Source organism: Streptomyces sp. NPDC006261 (genome assembly GCF_040613515.1).
Classification (GTDB): domain Bacteria; phylum Actinomycetota; class Actinomycetes; order Streptomycetales; family Streptomycetaceae; genus Streptomyces.
Map to the genome: position 1 here is coordinate 109,694 of NZ_JBEXSI010000017.1, position 16,173 is coordinate 125,866.

The 16,173-nt window shown below is 72.0% G+C and carries 12 protein-coding genes; 5 read left to right on the forward strand and 7 right to left on the reverse strand.

The genetic code is table 11. The features are described from left to right. Window positions 1–27 precede the first annotated feature (27 nt). Genes ABZ154_RS13860 through ABZ154_RS13870 form a run of 3 tightly spaced genes read left to right on the forward strand, consistent with a single transcriptional unit; the run spans window position 28 to window position 2,612 of the window. The gene (locus tag ABZ154_RS13860; protein WP_356832185.1) at window positions 28–1,179 is read left to right on the forward strand and encodes a right-handed parallel beta-helix repeat-containing protein; all 1,152 of its coding nucleotides are present in this window, start codon (window positions 28–30) and stop codon (window positions 1,177–1,179) included. A gap of 36 nt (window positions 1,180–1,215) precedes the next feature. Beyond that, complete coding sequence (locus tag ABZ154_RS13865) at window positions 1,216–1,740, forward strand: SigE family RNA polymerase sigma factor (protein ID WP_356832187.1); 525 nt, start codon at window positions 1,216–1,218, stop codon at window positions 1,738–1,740. Then, window positions 1,737–2,612 (forward strand): hypothetical protein, encoded by an 876-nt coding sequence (locus ABZ154_RS13870; RefSeq protein WP_356832189.1) that lies wholly within the window; start codon window positions 1,737–1,739, stop codon window positions 2,610–2,612. Before ABZ154_RS13865 ends, ABZ154_RS13870 begins: the two co-directional genes overlap by 4 nt. 78 nt (window positions 2,613–2,690) lie before the next feature. Here ABZ154_RS13870 and pyk read toward each other — a convergent pair whose 3' ends face one another. From pyk to pta, 3 genes are all read right to left on the reverse strand, one after another. Further along, entirely contained in the window at window positions 2,691–4,118 is a 1,428-nt protein-coding gene (gene pyk / locus ABZ154_RS13875; protein ID WP_356832191.1) for a pyruvate kinase, read from the reverse strand. A 74-nt stretch (window positions 4,119–4,192) separates the two neighbouring features. Beyond that, on the reverse strand, window positions 4,193–5,479 hold the full coding sequence (locus ABZ154_RS13880; RefSeq protein ID WP_356832193.1) for an acetate kinase: 1,287 nt from the start codon (window positions 5,477–5,479) through the stop codon (window positions 4,193–4,195). Beyond that, window positions 5,476–7,557, reverse strand: a complete 2,082-nt coding sequence (gene pta, locus ABZ154_RS13885; RefSeq protein WP_356832195.1) for a phosphate acetyltransferase — start codon at window positions 7,555–7,557, stop codon at window positions 5,476–5,478. Before pta ends, ABZ154_RS13880 begins: the two co-directional genes overlap by 4 nt. A 337-nt stretch (window positions 7,558–7,894) precedes the next feature. On the opposite strand from pta, the gene ABZ154_RS13890 reads away from it, so the two are divergent. Continuing rightward, complete coding sequence (locus ABZ154_RS13890; RefSeq protein WP_356832197.1) at window positions 7,895–8,920, forward strand: ATP-dependent 6-phosphofructokinase; 1,026 nt, start codon at window positions 7,895–7,897, stop codon at window positions 8,918–8,920. 4 nt (window positions 8,921–8,924) lie between these two features. Here the strand turns inward: ABZ154_RS13890 and ABZ154_RS13895 are convergent, their stop codons facing one another. The 3 genes from ABZ154_RS13895 to ABZ154_RS13905 all read right to left on the reverse strand — a co-directional run bounded on the left by ABZ154_RS13895 (window position 8,925) and on the right by ABZ154_RS13905 (window position 12,175). Then, the gene (locus ABZ154_RS13895; RefSeq protein ID WP_356832199.1) at window positions 8,925–9,638 is read right to left on the reverse strand and encodes a helix-turn-helix transcriptional regulator; all 714 of its coding nucleotides are present in this window, start codon (window positions 9,636–9,638) and stop codon (window positions 8,925–8,927) included. Window positions 9,639–9,821: 183 nt separating this feature from the next. Then, the gene (locus tag ABZ154_RS13900; protein WP_356832201.1) at window positions 9,822–10,496 is read right to left on the reverse strand and encodes a response regulator; all 675 of its coding nucleotides are present in this window, start codon (window positions 10,494–10,496) and stop codon (window positions 9,822–9,824) included. After that, window positions 10,493–12,175 (reverse strand): sensor histidine kinase, encoded by a 1,683-nt coding sequence (locus ABZ154_RS13905; protein ID WP_356832203.1) that lies wholly within the window; start codon window positions 12,173–12,175, stop codon window positions 10,493–10,495. Before ABZ154_RS13905 ends, ABZ154_RS13900 begins: the two co-directional genes overlap by 4 nt. A gap of 162 nt (window positions 12,176–12,337) precedes the next feature. Between ABZ154_RS13905 and ABZ154_RS13910 the strand changes: the two genes are divergently transcribed. Further along, window positions 12,338–13,705, forward strand: a complete 1,368-nt coding sequence (locus ABZ154_RS13910; RefSeq protein ID WP_356832205.1) for a cation:dicarboxylase symporter family transporter — start codon at window positions 12,338–12,340, stop codon at window positions 13,703–13,705. A gap of 277 nt (window positions 13,706–13,982) precedes the next feature. On the opposite strand, the gene glgB is transcribed toward ABZ154_RS13910, so the two are convergent. Next, the gene (glgB, locus tag ABZ154_RS13915; protein WP_356832207.1) at window positions 13,983–16,109 is read right to left on the reverse strand and encodes a 1,4-alpha-glucan branching enzyme; all 2,127 of its coding nucleotides are present in this window, start codon (window positions 16,107–16,109) and stop codon (window positions 13,983–13,985) included. Between the last annotated feature and the right edge of the window lie 64 nt (window positions 16,110–16,173).

The following is a 16,173-nucleotide window of genomic DNA, read 5'->3' on the forward strand; positions in this document are numbered from 1 at the left end:
ACCCGACCGAGCGAAGGAAGCACCCACGTGAGCACCAGCAGAGGACGCCACCGCAGGACCCGAACGCTCTCGGCCGCCGTGGCCGTCGCCGTGGCCGCGGGGGGCGTGGGCGTCTGGGCGGCTACGGCCCCCGATGACGCGAGCGCCGCCGGGACCGTCGTCGTCTCGACCACGGCCCAGCTGGAGAAGGCGTTCGCCGCCGCAGCGCCTGGCACCACCATCCAGCTGCGCGGCGGTACGTACCACCCCGCCAAGAGCCTCAAGAGCCAGGCGAACGGGACCGCGCAGCGCCGGATCACCGTCACCGCCCACGGGACGGAGAAGGCGGTCGTCGACGGGTCCAAGCTGCCCAAGGGGGAGTGGCTGGTCGCGATAGGCGGCGACCGCTGGACCCTGTCGAACCTGACGTTCCGCAACTCCGGCGCCCACGGGGTCGTCGTGACCTCGTCCACCGGCGGGATCTTCCGCAACCTCACCACCCACGGCAACGGCGACTCCGGCTTCACGCTGCGCGGGGAGGGGACGAACGACAACCTGATCGAGAACCTCGACTCGTACGGCAACTACGACGCCAGGAACCACGGCCAGAACGCCGACGGCCTCGCCATCAAGTTCGGCTCCGGCACCGGCAACAAGGTCATCGGCGCACGCCTCTACAACAACGCCGACGATGGCATCGACCTCTGGCAGTGGGCCAGCCCTGTCCGGATCGAGCGCAGCTGGGCGTACGGGAACGGGGTGAACCGCTGGAACGACTCCGCCTTCGAGGGCAACGGCAACGGCTTCAAGCTGGGCGGCGGCGGGGCGAGCGCCGCGCACGTCGTCACCGGCAACGCCGCCTGGGACAACAGCAAGCACGGCTTCACGGAGAACAGCAACCCGGGCGCCCTGCGGCTGCACCGCAACACCGCCTACGCCAACGACGCCTCCGGCTACTACTTCGCCTCCTCGCCCGCGCGCCTCTCCCGTAACCTCGCGGTGGACAACGCGACCGGCGCGGCGAAGCTCGGCAAGCGCGTCGTCTCGGCCGCCAACACCTGGGACGCCGGGCAGGCGGGGCCCGCGGGCCTGCGTACCGATCCGACCAGCGCGTACGGGCCCCGCCGGGCCGACGGCTCCCTCCCGGCGACCACCTTCCTGGTCACCGGCACTCCGGACATCGGCGCGGGGATGAAGTAGGCAGCGATCCGCATGCACGAGGGAGCGGTTTTGGACATGGCTGACGACGCGTCCGCGGAGTTCCATGACTTCTTCGACCGCCACTACGCGGAACTCGCCCGCCTCGCCCACCTGCTGACGGGCGAGGCGGCCGCCGCCGACGACCTCGCGGCGGACGCGCTGGTGGCGCTATGGGACCGCTGGGACCGGGTCCGTGCGGCCGAGCACCCCGTCGCGTACGCCCGTGGGGTCGTCGCCAACATGGCCCGCAGCCGCGTCCGCGCGGCCGTACGCGAACGCCACCGCGTCGCGCTCTTCTGGTCCCGGCGCGGTGACCCGGCGGAGGGCCCCGACGTGGCGGCGGTCCTCGACGTGCGGCAGGCGCTGGGGAGACTGCCCTTCCGCAAGCGGGCGTGCGTCGTGCTGCGGCACGCGTTCGACCTGTCGGAGAAGGACACCGCGCTGGCTCTCGGGATATCGGTCGGCACGGTCAAGAGCCAGACCTCCAAGGGGATGGCGGAGCTCGAACGACTGCTGGCCGGCCGTACCTCGCTCGAACTCGCGGGAAGGGGAGAACGATGAGCGACCTGCCCGGGGAGCTGCGGGAGGCTGCCTCCTCGCACCACCCTGACCGGGCCCGGATGCTCGCCCGCATCGAGCGGGCGAGGCCTCAGAGCCACGGCGCCCCCGCCCGCCGGATCCGTTTCGTCTGGCCGAGGGCCGCCCTCGCCGGGTTCGTCGCCGCCGGGGCGTGCGTGGTCGGCGGCTTCGCCGTGGCGTCGGTGGTCCAGGCGCCCGACGACGTACCGGGATCGTCCGTCGTACAGGAGGAGGCACCACAGGAGGAGGCACCACAGGAGCGGGCCACGCCGGCGCCCCGCCCCTCTGACCGCATCCCCGCACCCCCGGTCGCGACCGGGAGCCCCGACGCGACGCCTCCTGTGCCGTCCGGGGCGCCTGAGGAGCCTGCCCGGCCGCCCACTCCGTCGGCCGGCGGCACCCCGCCGCGCACCGACGAGGACCGCCCGCCCGCACCGGGCGGCGGGAGCCTCTCCACCACCGACGGGCCGCTCTGGGCGGACGGCTCCATCGCCCCCGAGGACAACCCTGACTGGGCACAGAGCGAGGTCACGCTCAAGTCCCAGGAACCGCTCACCGCGCTCACGGTGGAACTCCTCGTCCCGCAGACCGGCCAGGTCCGCTCCACCGGCACCTGGCAGACCCGGCCGGACGGGGACTTCGACCTCTCCGTACGCGAGCGGGACGGCGTCCTCGTCCACCGCTGGACGCTCAAGGCCGGCCGCACGGTCCCGGCCGGGACGCATGTCTTCGCCGGGCAGTACGACCATGCGCCGGGCGGCCGCGACGCCGCACCGGACACGTACCGGGCCACGGCCAGGACCGCCGGCGGGACGACGTACGAGGTCGGCGGCGACTTCGCCCGTACGGCCTGAGAGCGGAAACGAACGCCGAGGGGCGGTGCTCCGGATCGCTCCGGAACACCGCCCCTCGGGTCGGCTGAGGCGGCGGGACTAACCCTGCTCGCCGCCCAGGTGGTGCACCCGGACCATGTTCGTGGTGCCGGGGACGCCGGGGGGCGAACCGGCCGTGATGATCATCGTGTCGCCGTTGTTGTAGCGGTTGAGCTTGAGCAGCTCTGCGTCGACCAGGTCGACCATCGCGTCGGTGTTGTCCGCGTGCGGGACCACGTGCGACTCGACGCCCCAGCTCAGGGCCAGCTGGTTGCGGGTGCCCTCGTCCGTGGTGAAGGCCAGGATCGGCTGGGCCACGCGGTAGCGGGAGAGGCGGCGGGCGGTGTCGCCGGACTGGGTGAAGGCGACCAGGGCCTTGCCGTCCAGGAAGTCCGCGATCTCGCAGGCCGCGCGGGCCACCGAGCCGCCCTGCGTACGGGGCTTCTTGCCCGGTACCAGCGGCTGGAGGCCCTTGGAGAGCAGCTCCTCCTCGGCGGCGCAGACGATCTTCGACATCGTCTTGACCGTCTCGATCGGGTACGCGCCCACCGACGACTCGGCCGACAGCATGACCGCGTCCGCGCCGTCCAGGATCGCGTTGGCGACGTCGGACGCCTCGGCGCGGGTCGGCCGCGAGTTGGTGATCATCGACTCCATCATCTGGGTCGCCACGATCACCGGCTTGGCGTTGCGGCGGCACAGCTCGATGAGGCGCTTCTGCACCATCGGGACCTTCTCCAGCGGGTACTCCACCGCCAGGTCACCGCGGGCCACCATCACACCGTCGAACGCCATGACGACGCCCTCCATGTGCTCGACCGCCTGCGGCTTCTCCACCTTGGCGATGACGGGGACCCGGCGGCCCTCCTCGTCCATCACCTTGTGGACGTCCTTGACGTCGTCGGCGTCCCGGACGAAGGAGAGGGCGACCAGGTCGCAGCCCATCCGCAGGGCGAAGCGCAGGTCCTCGACGTCCTTCTCGGAGAGGGCCGGCACGTTGACCGCCGCGCCGGGCAGGTTGATGCCCTTGTGGTCGGAGATGACACCGCCCTCGATGACGATGGTCCTGACCTGGGGGCCGACGACCTCGACGACCTTCAGCTCGACATTGCCGTCGTTGATCAGGATCGGGTCGCCCTTGGTGACGTCGCCGGGCAGACCCTTGTAGGTCGTGCCGCAGATCGACTTGTCGCCGGGGACGTCCTCGGAGGTGATGGTGAACTCGTCCCCGCGGACCAGCTCGACCGGGCCCTCGGCGAACTTCGCCAGGCGGATCTTCGGGCCCTGGAGGTCGGCGAGCACGCCCACCGCGCGGCCGGTCTCGGCGGCCGCCTCGCGGACGCGGTCGTACCGGCCCTGGTGTTCCTCGTGGGTGCCGTGACTGAAGTTGAAACGGGCCACGCTCATGCCGGCCTCGATCAGAGCGACGAGCTGCTCATGGGAGTCGACGGCGGGACCGAGGGTGCAGACGATTTTGGAACGGCGCATGAGGCGGATCCTATCGGTTTGTTTCGCTGCGGAATATTCCGTCTGGTGGAAGATACAAAGGGGCGCGGGGGCGCTCAGTTGTCGACCTGTCCGAGGCCCGAGGGCCCAGGACCTCCGACGAGCGCGAACGTCTGGCCGGCGATCTCCAGCTCCTCGTCCGTCGGCACCACGGCGACCGCGACCCGTGCGTACTCCGGAGAGATCAGCCGCGGCTCACCGGACCGTACGGCGTTGAGGCCGGCGTCCACCGCGAGACCGAACTCCTCCAGACCCGCGATGGCAGCCTCCCGCACCGGGGCCGAGTTCTCGCCGACCCCCGCCGTGAACACCACCGCGTCCACCCGGCCGAGCACCGCCGCGTACGCGCCGATGTACTTCTTCAGCCGGTGGATGTAGATCTCGAAGGCGAGCGCGGCCTTCTCGTCGCCCTCCTCGATCCGGCGGCGGATCTCCCGCATGTCGTTGTCGCCGCAGAGCCCGACCAGCCCGCTCCTCTTGTTGAGCAGGACGTCGATCTCGTCGGCCGACATGCCCGCCACCCGCTTCAGGTGGAAGACGACCGCCGGATCGATGTCCCCGGAGCGCGTACCCATCACGAGTCCTTCCAAGGGGGTCAGCCCCATGGACGTCTCCACGCACCGCCCGCCCGCGACCGCCGAGGCGGAGGCCCCGTTGCCGAGGTGCAGCACGATGACGTTGACGTCCTCGGGAGCCTTGCCCAGCAGCTCGGCCGTCTTCCGGGAGACGTACGCGTGCGAGGTGCCGTGGAAACCGTAGCGGCGGATGCGGTGCGCGTCGGCGGTCTCCACGTCGATCGCGTACCGGGCCGCAGACTCCGGCATCGTCGTGTGGAACGCCGTGTCGAAGACGGCGACCTGCGGCAGGTCCGGGCGGAGCGCCAGCGCCGTACGGATGCCGGTGATGTTGGCCGGGTTGTGCAGCGGGGCGACCGGGACGAGGCGCTCGATCTCCGTCAGCACCTCGTCGGTGATCACGGTCGGTGCGCTGAACTTCAGCCCGCCGTGCACGACCCGGTGCCCGATCGCGGCGAGTTCGGGGGAGTCGAGGCCGAGCCCGTCCGCCGCCAGTTCCTCGGCCGCCGCCCTGAGCGCCGCGTCGTGATCCGCGATCCGGCCCGCACGCTCCCGGGTCTCGGCGCCGCCGCCGGCCGGCGGGGTGTGCACCAGGCGCGAGGTCTCCTCGCCGATCCGCTCGACCAGGCCGGAGGCCAGCCGGGAGCGGTCGCGCATGTCCAGGAGCTGGTACTTCACCGACGAGGAACCGGAGTTGAGGACGAGGACACGATGCGGTTCCACAGGGGCTGCCGTGCTTTCGTGGTCGGGAACAGGAGAAGTCGTCATGCGGGGCGCTCCTCGCCCTGCGCCTGGATCGCCGTGATCGCCACCGTGTTGACGATGTCCTGGACGAGCGCGCCCCGGGAGAGGTCGTTGACCGGCTTGCGCAGACCCTGGAGCACCGGGCCGACCGCCACCGCGCCGGCCGAGCGCTGCACGGCCTTGTAGGTGTTGTTGCCGGTGTTCAGGTCCGGGAAGATCAGGACGGTGGCCTGCCCGGCCACCTCCGACTCCGGCAGCTTCGTCGCCGCGACGGACGGCTCGACCGCCGCGTCGTACTGGATCGGCCCCTCCACCCGCAGCTCGGGCCGCTCGGCCCGCACCCGCTCGGTCGCCTCGCGCACCTTGTCGACGTCCGCGCCGGAGCCCGAGGTTCCGGTGGAGTAGGACAGCATCGCGATCCGCGGCTCGACGCCGAACCGGGCGGCCGTCACCGCCGACTGCACCGCGATGTCCGCGAGCTGCTCGGCGTTCGGGTCCGGGTTGACCGCGCAGTCGCCGTAGACGAGGACCTTGTCGGCCAGGCACATGAAGAAGACCGAGGAGACGATCGAGGCGTCCGGCTTGGTCTTGATGATCTCGAAGGCCGGGCGGATGGTGGCGGCGGTGGAGTGCACCGACCCGGAGACCATCCCGTCGGCCAGCCCCTCCTGCACCATCAGCGTGCCGAAGTAGTTCACGTCCGCCACCACGTCGTACGCCAGCTCCACCGTCACCCCGCGGTGCGCGCGCAGCTGCGCGTACCGCTCGGCGAACGCCTGGCGCAGCTCGGAGGTGTGCGGGTCGACGATCTGGGTCTCGGCGAGGTCGATGCCGAGGTCGGCGGCCTTCTTGCGGATCGTGTCGACATCGCCGAGGAGGGTGAGGTCGCAGACGTCGCGGCGCAGCAGGACGTCCGCCGCGCGCAGTACCCGCTCCTCGCCGCCCTCGGGCAGGACCACGCGCTTGCGGTCGGAGCGGGCCTGCTCCAGCAGTTCGTGCTCGAACATCATCGGCGTGACCCGGCCGCTGCGGGCCACCGAGATCCGCTCCAGGAGGGCGCCGGTGTCGACATGGCGCTCGAAGAGGCCGAGCGCGGTCTCCGCCTTACGGGGCGTCGCCGCGTTCAACTTCCCTTCGAGTGTGAAGAGTTCGGCCGCCGTGGGGAAGGAGCCGCCGGCCACCGAGACGACCGGGGTCCCCGGTGCGAGCCGGGCGGCCAGGGTGAGTATCTCCTCGCCGGGGCGCTCGTTCAGGGTCAGCAGGATGCCCGCGATGGGCGGGGTGCCGGCGCTGTGCGCGGCCAGCGAACCCACCACCAGGTCGGATCGGTCCCCGGGCGTCACGACCATGCAGCCGGGCGTCAGCGCGTTCAGCAGGTTCGGCAGCATCGCCCCGCCGAAGACGAAGTCCAGCGCGTCCCGCGCGAGCCCCGCGTCGTCGCCGAGCAGCACCGTGCCGTCCAGGGCGGCGGTGATCTGGGCGACCGTGGGGGCGGAGAGCGCGGGGTCGTCCGGCAGTACGGAGACGGGCACCGGCAGCCGGGCCGCCAGCCGCTCCGCCATCACCGCCCGGTCCTCGGGGGCGACCCGGTTCACCACCATCGCCAGCACGTCGCAGCCGAGGCCGGCGTAGGCGCGGTAGGCGTTACGGGTCTCGGCGCGGACGGACTCCGCGGTCTGCCCCTTGCCGCCGACGACCGCGATCACCGAGGCGCCGAACTCGTTGGCGAGGCGCGCGTTGAGCGCCAGCTCGTCGGGCAGCTGGGTGGCGGCGAAGTCGCTGCCGAGGACGAGGACCACCTCGTACTCCCGGGCCACCTGGTGGAAGCGCTCGACCAGCAGCGAGACCAGCTCGTCGGTCCCCTTCTCCGCCTGCACGGTCGAGGCCTCGTGGTAGTCCAGGCCGTAGACCGACGCGGGGCTCTGGGAGAGCCGGTAGCGGGCCCGCAGCAGCTCGTAGAGCCGGTCGGGCCCGTCGTGGACCAGCGGACGGAAGACTCCGACCCGGTCCACCTGACGCGTCAGTAGCTCCATGACTCCCAGCTCGACGACCTGCCGGCCGTCCCCCCGGTCGATCCCGGTCACGTACACGCTGCGCGCCACGCGTGCTCTCCCGTCGTTGTGCGGTGCCGCGGCCCGCGGTCCGTCCAGGACGTGGGGGATCCTCCCCGCGCTGTCCCCGGCGCTCCGAGGGGTGCGGCCATTGGCCTGCATTGCCTCTTGACGATACCTGCGGGGGCCGCTATACCGCCCGCCGGAGGTCGCGGCCCTCGGCTCCCTCCTGCCCGCTGGTGCGATCCGCCCCGCCGAAAGCGGAGTCCGCCCGCCGGAAGAGCGGCGCGCCTGCCCGGCGTGGGACAATCGACGTGGTTCAGGGCACGGGGGCCGCCTCAGCCGGACCCCGGGAAGCGCGGCACTAACGAGCAGGAGACACACCTCGATGCGCATCGGAATTCTCACCGCGGGCGGCGACTGCCCCGGCCTGAACGCAGTGATCCGGTCGGTCGTCCACCGGGCCGTGGTGGGCCACGGCGACGAGGTCATCGGCTTCGAGGACGGCTTCAAGGGGCTCCTCGACGGCCACGTCCGCCCTCTCGACCTCAACGCGGTCAGCGGCATCCTCGCCCGCGGCGGCACGATCCTCGGCTCCGCCCGCCTGGAGCGCGACCGGCTGCGCGAGGCCGCCGAGAACTGCGAGGAGCTGGCCCGCCGTTACGACCTGGACGCGCTCATCCCGATCGGCGGCGAGGGCACGCTCACCGCGGCCCGGATGCTCTCCGACGCCGGCATGCCGGTCGTCGGCGTCCCCAAGACCATCGACAACGACATCTCCGCCACCGACCGGACCTTCGGCTTCGACACGGCCGTCGGCGTCGCGACCGAGGCCATAGACCGTCTCAAGACGACTGCCGAGTCCCACCAGCGGGTCATGGTCGTCGAGGTCATGGGCCGCCACGCGGGCTGGATCGCGCTGGAGTCCGGGATGGCCGGCGGCGCCCACGGCATCTGCCTGCCCGAGCGCCCCTTCCAGGTCGACGACCTGGTCAAGATGGTCGAGGAGCGCTTCGCCCGTGGCAAGAAGTTCGCCGTCGTCTGCGTCGCCGAGGGCGCGCACCCGGCCGAGGGCTCCATGCCCTACGCCAAGGGCGCCATCGACCAGTTCGGCCACGAGCGCTTCCAGGGCATCGGCAACCGCCTCGCCGTCGAGCTGGAGACCCGGCTCGGCAAGGAGGCCCGGCCGGTCATCCTCGGCCATGTCCAGCGCGGCGGCACGCCCACCGCGTACGACCGGGTCCTCGCCACCCGCTTCGGCTGGAACGCGGTCGAGGCCGTGCACCGCGGCGACTTCGGCCGGATGACCGCCCTGCGTGGCAACGACATCGTCATGGTGCCGCTCGCGGACGCGGTCACGCGGCTGAAGACCGTCCCGGTGGACCGGATGTACGAGGCGGAGTCGGTCTTCTAGCCGCCTACGGGCTATACACCCCGGCCGTCCGCCAGAACTGGTCCACCACCCGGGCCAGGAACGCCCGTCCCTCGTCGCCCGTCGTCGAAGACCGTTCCTGGCCCGTGCTGCTCCAGCTCAGGGTGGAGACCATCAGCGCCTGGTAGTCGGCGTGCAGCTGCTCCAGGACCTCCTGGATCTGCGCCCGGTCCAGCGGGACGATCTTCGCCACCGGGCGGACGTACGCCTGCCAGCGCGTGGTGACCGCACTCGTCAGCAGCTCGGCCAGCTCCTCGTCGCGGCCCGTCGCGGTGAGGAACTGGGCCGGTGACAGGCCGAGTGCCCGGCACAGCGCGGCGGACTGCCGCTCGTTGCCCTTCCAGCGCCCCGCCTCCTCCATCCGCAGGTACGAGGCCCCGGTCATCCCGAGCTGCCGCGCCAGGTCGTCCACCGACAGCTCCCGGCTCATCCGGTGCTCGCGCAGAGTGGAGGCGGCGGCCAGCAGTTCGCCCGGGGCGCACCAGAGGACACCGGCCAGGGCGGTCAGTTCACGTTCGCCGGGGGTCGCGAGACCGCGCTCCCAGGCGACGACGGTCTCGGCGGGTATCCGGAGCCCGTACTGGGCGGCGAGGCCGTAGGCGACATGGCCGGGAGCCATCCCCAGTGCCTCACGGAGTCGGCGCGCGGCGGGGGCGTTGAAGGGCGGGGTGGGGTGCACGGCCCCACCGTAGAAGTCCATTTCGCCGCTGGCTACGGTCTGTCCCGCACAGAACACGCTTCGTAGGAACCTCCTAGCGTGAACCGGGCGGGCGGTACGCAATCAAGCGCCCCATCAGCGCTTTCCCTACCGCCGGTACCACTGCCCCGCCACCTCCGCGCGCCCTTGCGGCAAGCGCTTGCCGCATGCCCCGGCGGACAGGGCTCAGCGGCCTCCGGCCAGCCAGCGGTAGTGGAGCTCCGGTCGGCCGACCTGCCCATAATGTGGACGCCGCGCCGCGCTCCCCACGGTCACCAGGTGCTCCAGATAGCGGCGCGCGGTGATCCGCGAGATCCCGAGCCGCTCCCCGGCGGCCGCCGCCGTCACCCCCTCGGCGGACTCCCGCAGGACCCGGGTCACCGCCTCCAGGGTCGGCCCGCTGAGCCCCTTCGGCAGAGCGGCCGGGTGGGCGACCCGCAGCGCGCCCAGCGCCCGGTCCACCTCCTCCTGGCCGCTGGCCTCGCCCGCGGCGCCCCGGAACTCCGCGTACCGCACCAGCCGGTCCCGCAGCGTGGGGTACGTGAACGGCTTCAGGACGTACTGGACGACCCCCAGCGACACGCCCTCCCGCACCACCGCGAGGTCCCGCGCCGAGGTCACCGCGATCACGTCCGCCCCGTGCCCGGCGGCCCGCAGCGACCGCAGCAGCCCGAGCCCGTGCCCGTCGGGGAGGTAGAGGTCCAGCAGGAGCAGGTCCACCGGGGCCCGCTCCAGCACCCGTACGGCATCCGCCCGGGTGTGGGCCACGGCGGCCACGGTGAAACCGGCGACCCGCTCCACGTACATCTGGTGCGCGTCGGCGGCCACCGGATCGTCCTCCACCACCAGGACCCGGATCACGCGGTGACCTCCTTCGCGCGAGCGGAAGCCGTACGGTCCCCGAGCGGCAGCCGCACCGTGAACCGCGCCCCGCCCTCCGGCGCCCGGTCCAGCTCCACCGACCCACCGTTGCGGTGCGCCGCCTGCCGCACCAGCGCGAGGCCGAGCCCGCGCCCCGCCCCGTGCGTGGACCAGCCGCGCCGGAACACCTCGTCCGCCTCCTCCGGACCGATGCCCGCCCCGGTGTCGGAGACCCGCAGCAGCAGCTCCCGGTCGTCGGCGAGGGCGGTCACGGTGACCTGGGCCCGCCCGCCGCCCTGCGGAGCCGTACGCTGCGCCGGCACCGCCCCCGCAGAACCGATGCCGTCCCCCTCCGAAGCCGCGTCCACCGCGTTGTCGATCAGATTGCCGAGGATCGTCACCAGATCGCGCTGAGCCAGCGACGAAGGCAGCGCCCCGTCGTCGATCAGGCTGTCCTCGGCGAGCTCCAGCTCCACCCCGCGCTCGTTCGCCTGTGCCGCCTTGCCCAGCAGCAGCGCGGCCAGCACCGGCTCCTCGACCGCGCCCACCACCCGGTCGGTCAGCACCTGGGCCAGCTCCAGCTCCGCCGTCGCGAAGTCCACCGCCTCCTCCACCCGGCCCAGCTCGATCAGCGACACCACCGTGTGCAGCCGGTTCGCCGCCTCGTGGGCCTGCGAGCGCAGCGCCTGCGTGAAGCCGCGCTCGGAGTCCAGCTCACCGGTCAGTGCCTGGAGCTCGGTGTGGTCCCGCAGGGTCACCACCGTGCCGCGCCGCTCGCCGCCCACCACGGGGCGGGTGTTGACGACGACCACCCGGTCCGCCGTGAGGTGCAGCTCGTCCACCCGCGCCTTGGACGCCAGCAGAGCCCCGGTCAGCGGCGCGGGCAGGGCCAGCTCGTCCACGGTCCGGCCGAGCGCCTGCGTCTGTGGGGCGATCCCCAGCAGCTCCCGCCCCGCGTCGTTGATCAGCGCGATCCGGCGCTGCCCGTCCAGCATCAGCAGCCCCTCGCGCACCGCGTGCAGGGTGGCCTGGTGGTAGTCGTGCAGCCGGCTCAGCTCGGCCGCGTTCATCCCGTGGGTGTGGCGCCGCAGCCGGGCGTTGATCACGTACGTGCCGAGCCCGCCGAGCGCCAGCGCCCCGCCCGCCGCCAGCGCGAGGGCGCCGAGCTGTTCGCGTACCTGCGAGGAGACCCGTTCCACGGTGATACCCGCGCTGACCAGGCCGATGATCTCCTCGCCGTCGCGGACCGGGGTGACCACCCGTATCGAGGGGCCGAGCGTGCCGGTGTAGGTCTCGGTGAAGGTCGCCCCGGCGAGCGCCTCCTCGGTGTGGCCGAGGAAGGTCTCCCCGATCAGCGACGCGTCGGGGTGCGTCCACCGCCTCCGCTCGGTGTCCATGATCGTGACGAAGGCGATCTGGGTGTCCCGGCGCACCTGCTCCGCGTACGGCTGGAGTACGGCCGAGGGGTCCGGGGTACGGATGGCCTCCCGTACGGAGGGGGAATCAGCCACCGCCACGGCCGCCGCCCGCACCTGCCGGGTCGCCGTCTGCTCCGCCTGCGCGGAGCCGGAGACGTACGCGAAGACCGCGCACCCGGCCACCACCGCGGCGATCAGCACGACCTGCATGGCGAAGAGCTGCCCGGCCAGGCTGCGGGGGCGGGTACGGAGGAGGCGCATGGCCCCCAGTCTGCCTCGCCGGAGCGGGCCTCTCCCAGTGGCCGGAAACCACCCGTGAACGATATGAACGCAAGGGTGACCGGGGTCACAGGGCGGTGGATAGTCACCGGAGCCCCCAGGGACGGGGGTGCAAACCCCCGGACCGAGCCGAGGAGCCCCACCATGGCTGTGGCAGCCAAACAGCGGGACCGTACCCACTACCTGTACATCGCCGTGATCGCCGCCGTGGCGCTCGGCATCCTGGTGGGCTTCGTCGCCCCCGGGGTGGCCGTCGAGCTCAAGCCCATCGGCGCCGGCTTCGTGAACCTGATCAAGATGATGATCTCGCCGATCATCTTCTGCACGATCGTGCTGGGCGTCGGCTCGGTGCGCAAGGCGGCCAAGGTCGGAGCGGTCGGCGGCCTGGCGCTGGGCTACTTCCTGGTCATGTCGACCGTCGCCCTGGCCATCGGCCTGCTGGTCGGCAACTTCCTGGAGCCCGGCTCCACCCTCCACATCACCGAGGCGGCCCGCGCGGCCGGTGAGAAGCAGGCGTCCGGTGCCAGCGAGTCCACCGTGGACTTCCTGCTCGGCATCATCCCGACCACCATCGTCTCCGCCTTCACGGCGGGCGAGGTGCTCCAGACCCTGCTGGTCGCGTTGCTCGCGGGATTCGCGCTCCAGGCGATGGGCTCGGCGGGCGAGCCGATCATCCGGGGCATCACCCACATCCAGCGGCTCGTCTTCCGCATCCTCGCCATGATCATGTGGGCCGCCCCGGTCGGCGCGTTCGGCGCGATCGCGGCGGTGGTCGGCGAGACCGGGCTCGACGCCCTGAAGTCCCTCGCGATCATCATGATCGGCTTCTACGTCACCTGCGGGCTCTTCGTCTTCGTGGTGCTCGGCGCGATCCTGCGCCTGGTCGCCGGGGTCAACCTGTTCTCCCTGCTGAAGTACCTGGGCCGCGAGTTCCTGCTCATCCTCTCCACCTCCTCCTCCGAGTCCGCCCTGCCGCGGCTCATCGCGAAGATGGAGCACCTGGGTGTCAGCAAGCCCGTCGTCGGCATCACCGTGCCGACCGGCTACTCCTTCAACCTCGACGGCACCGCGATCTACCTCACGATGTCCTCGCTCTTCATCGCCAACGCGATGGGCGACCCGCTGAGCGCGAGCGAGCAGATCTCGCTGCTGATCTTCATGATCATCGCCTCGAAGGGCGCGGCGGGCGTGACCGGGGCGGGCCTCGCGACCCTCGCGGGCGGGCTCCAGTCGCACCGCCCCGAACTCGTCGACGGGGTCGGCCTGATCGTCGGCATCGACCGCTTCATGAGCGAGGCCCGCGCCCTGACCAACTTCGCGGGCAACGCGGTCGCCACGGTCCTGGTCGGCCACTGGACCAAGGAGATCGACAAGGAGCGGGTCGGCCAGGTCCTCGCCGGACAGTTCCCGTTCGACGAGCGGACCCTGGTCGACGACGACCACGGCGCCCCGGCCACCTCCACCGAGGTCCCCGAGCAGCGCGAGACGGCGGCCGAGCCCGCCAAGGTCTGACGGACCACTTCAAGCCACTGCGACACCCCCCACCCAAGGACACCCGTATCCCCCGGTACGGGTGTCCTTGCGCCCTGGCCGGCCTCGGCGTTGCCGTCACTCCTTTCCATCTCCAGTGCGGCCGCCCGGTGATCAAGCCGGCGCGTTGGGCCTGCTCGATGCGGTCGACGCCGGCCGACCTCGACCGAAAGAAGGTGGCGCCACCGGTTCGTCCGGTGGCGCCACCCTCATCGGACCGCCCGCGGGCATCGGAGCGGCAGCCCTTATCGGTCGGGGGTCACGCCGGCCGGAACCACACCGTCGCCAGCGGCGGCAGCGTCAGCGAGATGCTGGCCGGCCGGCCGTGCGCGGGCACCGCCTCCGCCTTGAGCGGCTCCTCGTTGCGTACGTCGCTGCCGCCGTACCGGTCCGCGTCCGTGTTCAGGACCTCCACCCAGCCCTCGGTCCCGGTCTCCGGCACCCCGAGGCGGTAGTCGTGCCGGACCACCGGGGAGAAGTGCGAGACCGCGAGCAGCGGGGAGCCGTCCGCGTCGTACCGCAGGAAAGCGAAGACGTTGTCCTCGGCCGCCCCGCCGTCGACCCAGCTGAACCCCTCCGGGACCGTGTCGCGCTGCCACAGCGCGGGCACCGCCCCGTACACCGCGTTCAGGTCGCCCACCAGGTTCCGCACCCCGCGGTGGTCACCGGAGGCCTCGTACGTCGGGTCCAGCAGCCACCAGTCCGGGCCGTGGCCCTCCGACCACTCCGCGCCCTGGGCGAACTCCTGGCCCATGAAGAGGAGTTGCTTGCCGGGGTGGGCCCACATGAAGCCCAGGTAGGCGCGGTGGTTGGCGCGCTGCTGCCACCAGTCGCCGGGCATCTTCGCCACCAGAGCCTGCTTGCCGTGCACCACCTCGTCGTGCGAGATCGGCAGCACGTAGTTCTCGCTGTACGCGTACACCATCGAGAAGGTCATCTCGTCGTGGTGGTACTTGCGGTGCACCGGCTCCTTCGCCACGTACAGCAGCGAGTCGTGCATCCAGCCCATGTTCCACTTCAGGCCGAAACCCAGGCCGCCGCTGTCGGTGGGCCGGGTGACGCCGTCCCAGGCGGTGGACTCCTCGGCGATGGTGACGACCCCGGGGTTGCGCCGGTAGACGGTCGCGTTCATCTCCTGGAGGAAGGCGACCGCGTCCCAGTTCTCCCGGCCCCCCTGGTCGTTGGGCGACCACTGGCCGTCCTCGCGGGAGTAGTCGAGGTAGAGCATCGAGGCCACGGCGTCGACCCGCAGCCCGTCGATGTGGAACTCCTCGCACCAGTACGTGGCGTTGGCGACCAGGAAGTTGCGTACCTCCGTGCGGCCGTAGTCGAACTCCAGCGTCCCCCAGTCCGGGTGCGCCGCGCGCTGCGGGTCGGAGTGCTCGTACAGCGGCCGCCCGTCGAACTCCGCGAGCGCCCAGTCGTCGCGCGGGAAGTGGGCCGGGACCCAGTCCATGATGACGCCGATGCCCGCCCGGTGGAGGGCGTCCACCAGGTGCCGGAAGTCGTCCGGGGTGCCCATCCGGGAGGTCGGGGCGTAGAACCCGGTGACCTGGTAGCCCCAGGAGCCGCCGAAGGGGTGCTCGGAGACCGGCATCAGCTCGACATGCGTGAAGCCGAGGTCCTTGACGTAGGAGGGGAGCTGGTCGGCGAGTTGACGGTACGTCAGGCCCGGTCGCCAGGAGGCCAGGTGGACCTCGTAGACGGAGAACGGCGCCTCGTGGACCGGGCGGTCGCCCCGGTGCGCCATCCAGTCCGCGTCCCGCCACTCGTGGTGCGAGGCGGTGACGATCGACGCCGTCGCGGGCGGGACCTCGGTGCGGCGGGCCATCGGGTCGGCCCGTACCGTGTGCGAACCGTCCGGGCGGCAGATGTCGTACTTGTAGAGCGCGCCCTCCCCGACCCCGGGCAGGAACAGCTCCCACACCCCGGTCGAGCCGAGCGAACGCATCGGCGTGCCCGTGCCGTCCCAGTAGGTGAAGTCACCGCTGACCCGCACCCCGCGCGCGTTCGGCGCCCACACGGTGAACCGGGTCCCGGCCACCCCCTGGTGGACCATCGGCTCCGAGCCGAGCGCCCGCCACAGCTCCTCGTGACGGCCCTCCGCGATCAGGTGCAGGTCGAGCTCGCCGAGCGAGGGCCAGAAGCGGTACGGGTCGTCCACCTCGATGGTGTTGTCGTCGTACGCGACCCGGAGCCGGTAGACGGGGACCTCCTTCACCGGCAGGACCCCGGAGAAGAACCCGTCCCCGTCGTCGTGCAGTTCGGCCCGGACCCCCTCGGCCAGCACTGTCACCGAGCGGGCGAACGGGCGCAGCGCCCGGACCAGCACCCCGCCCGGGATCGGCCGGGCGCCGAGCACGTCGTGCCGAGGAGATCGGCTCACCCGTCAGCCGCCCCGTCACCGAACAGGCCGCCAGGGGAGTGCACTTCGCACTCGCCCTCGAGTG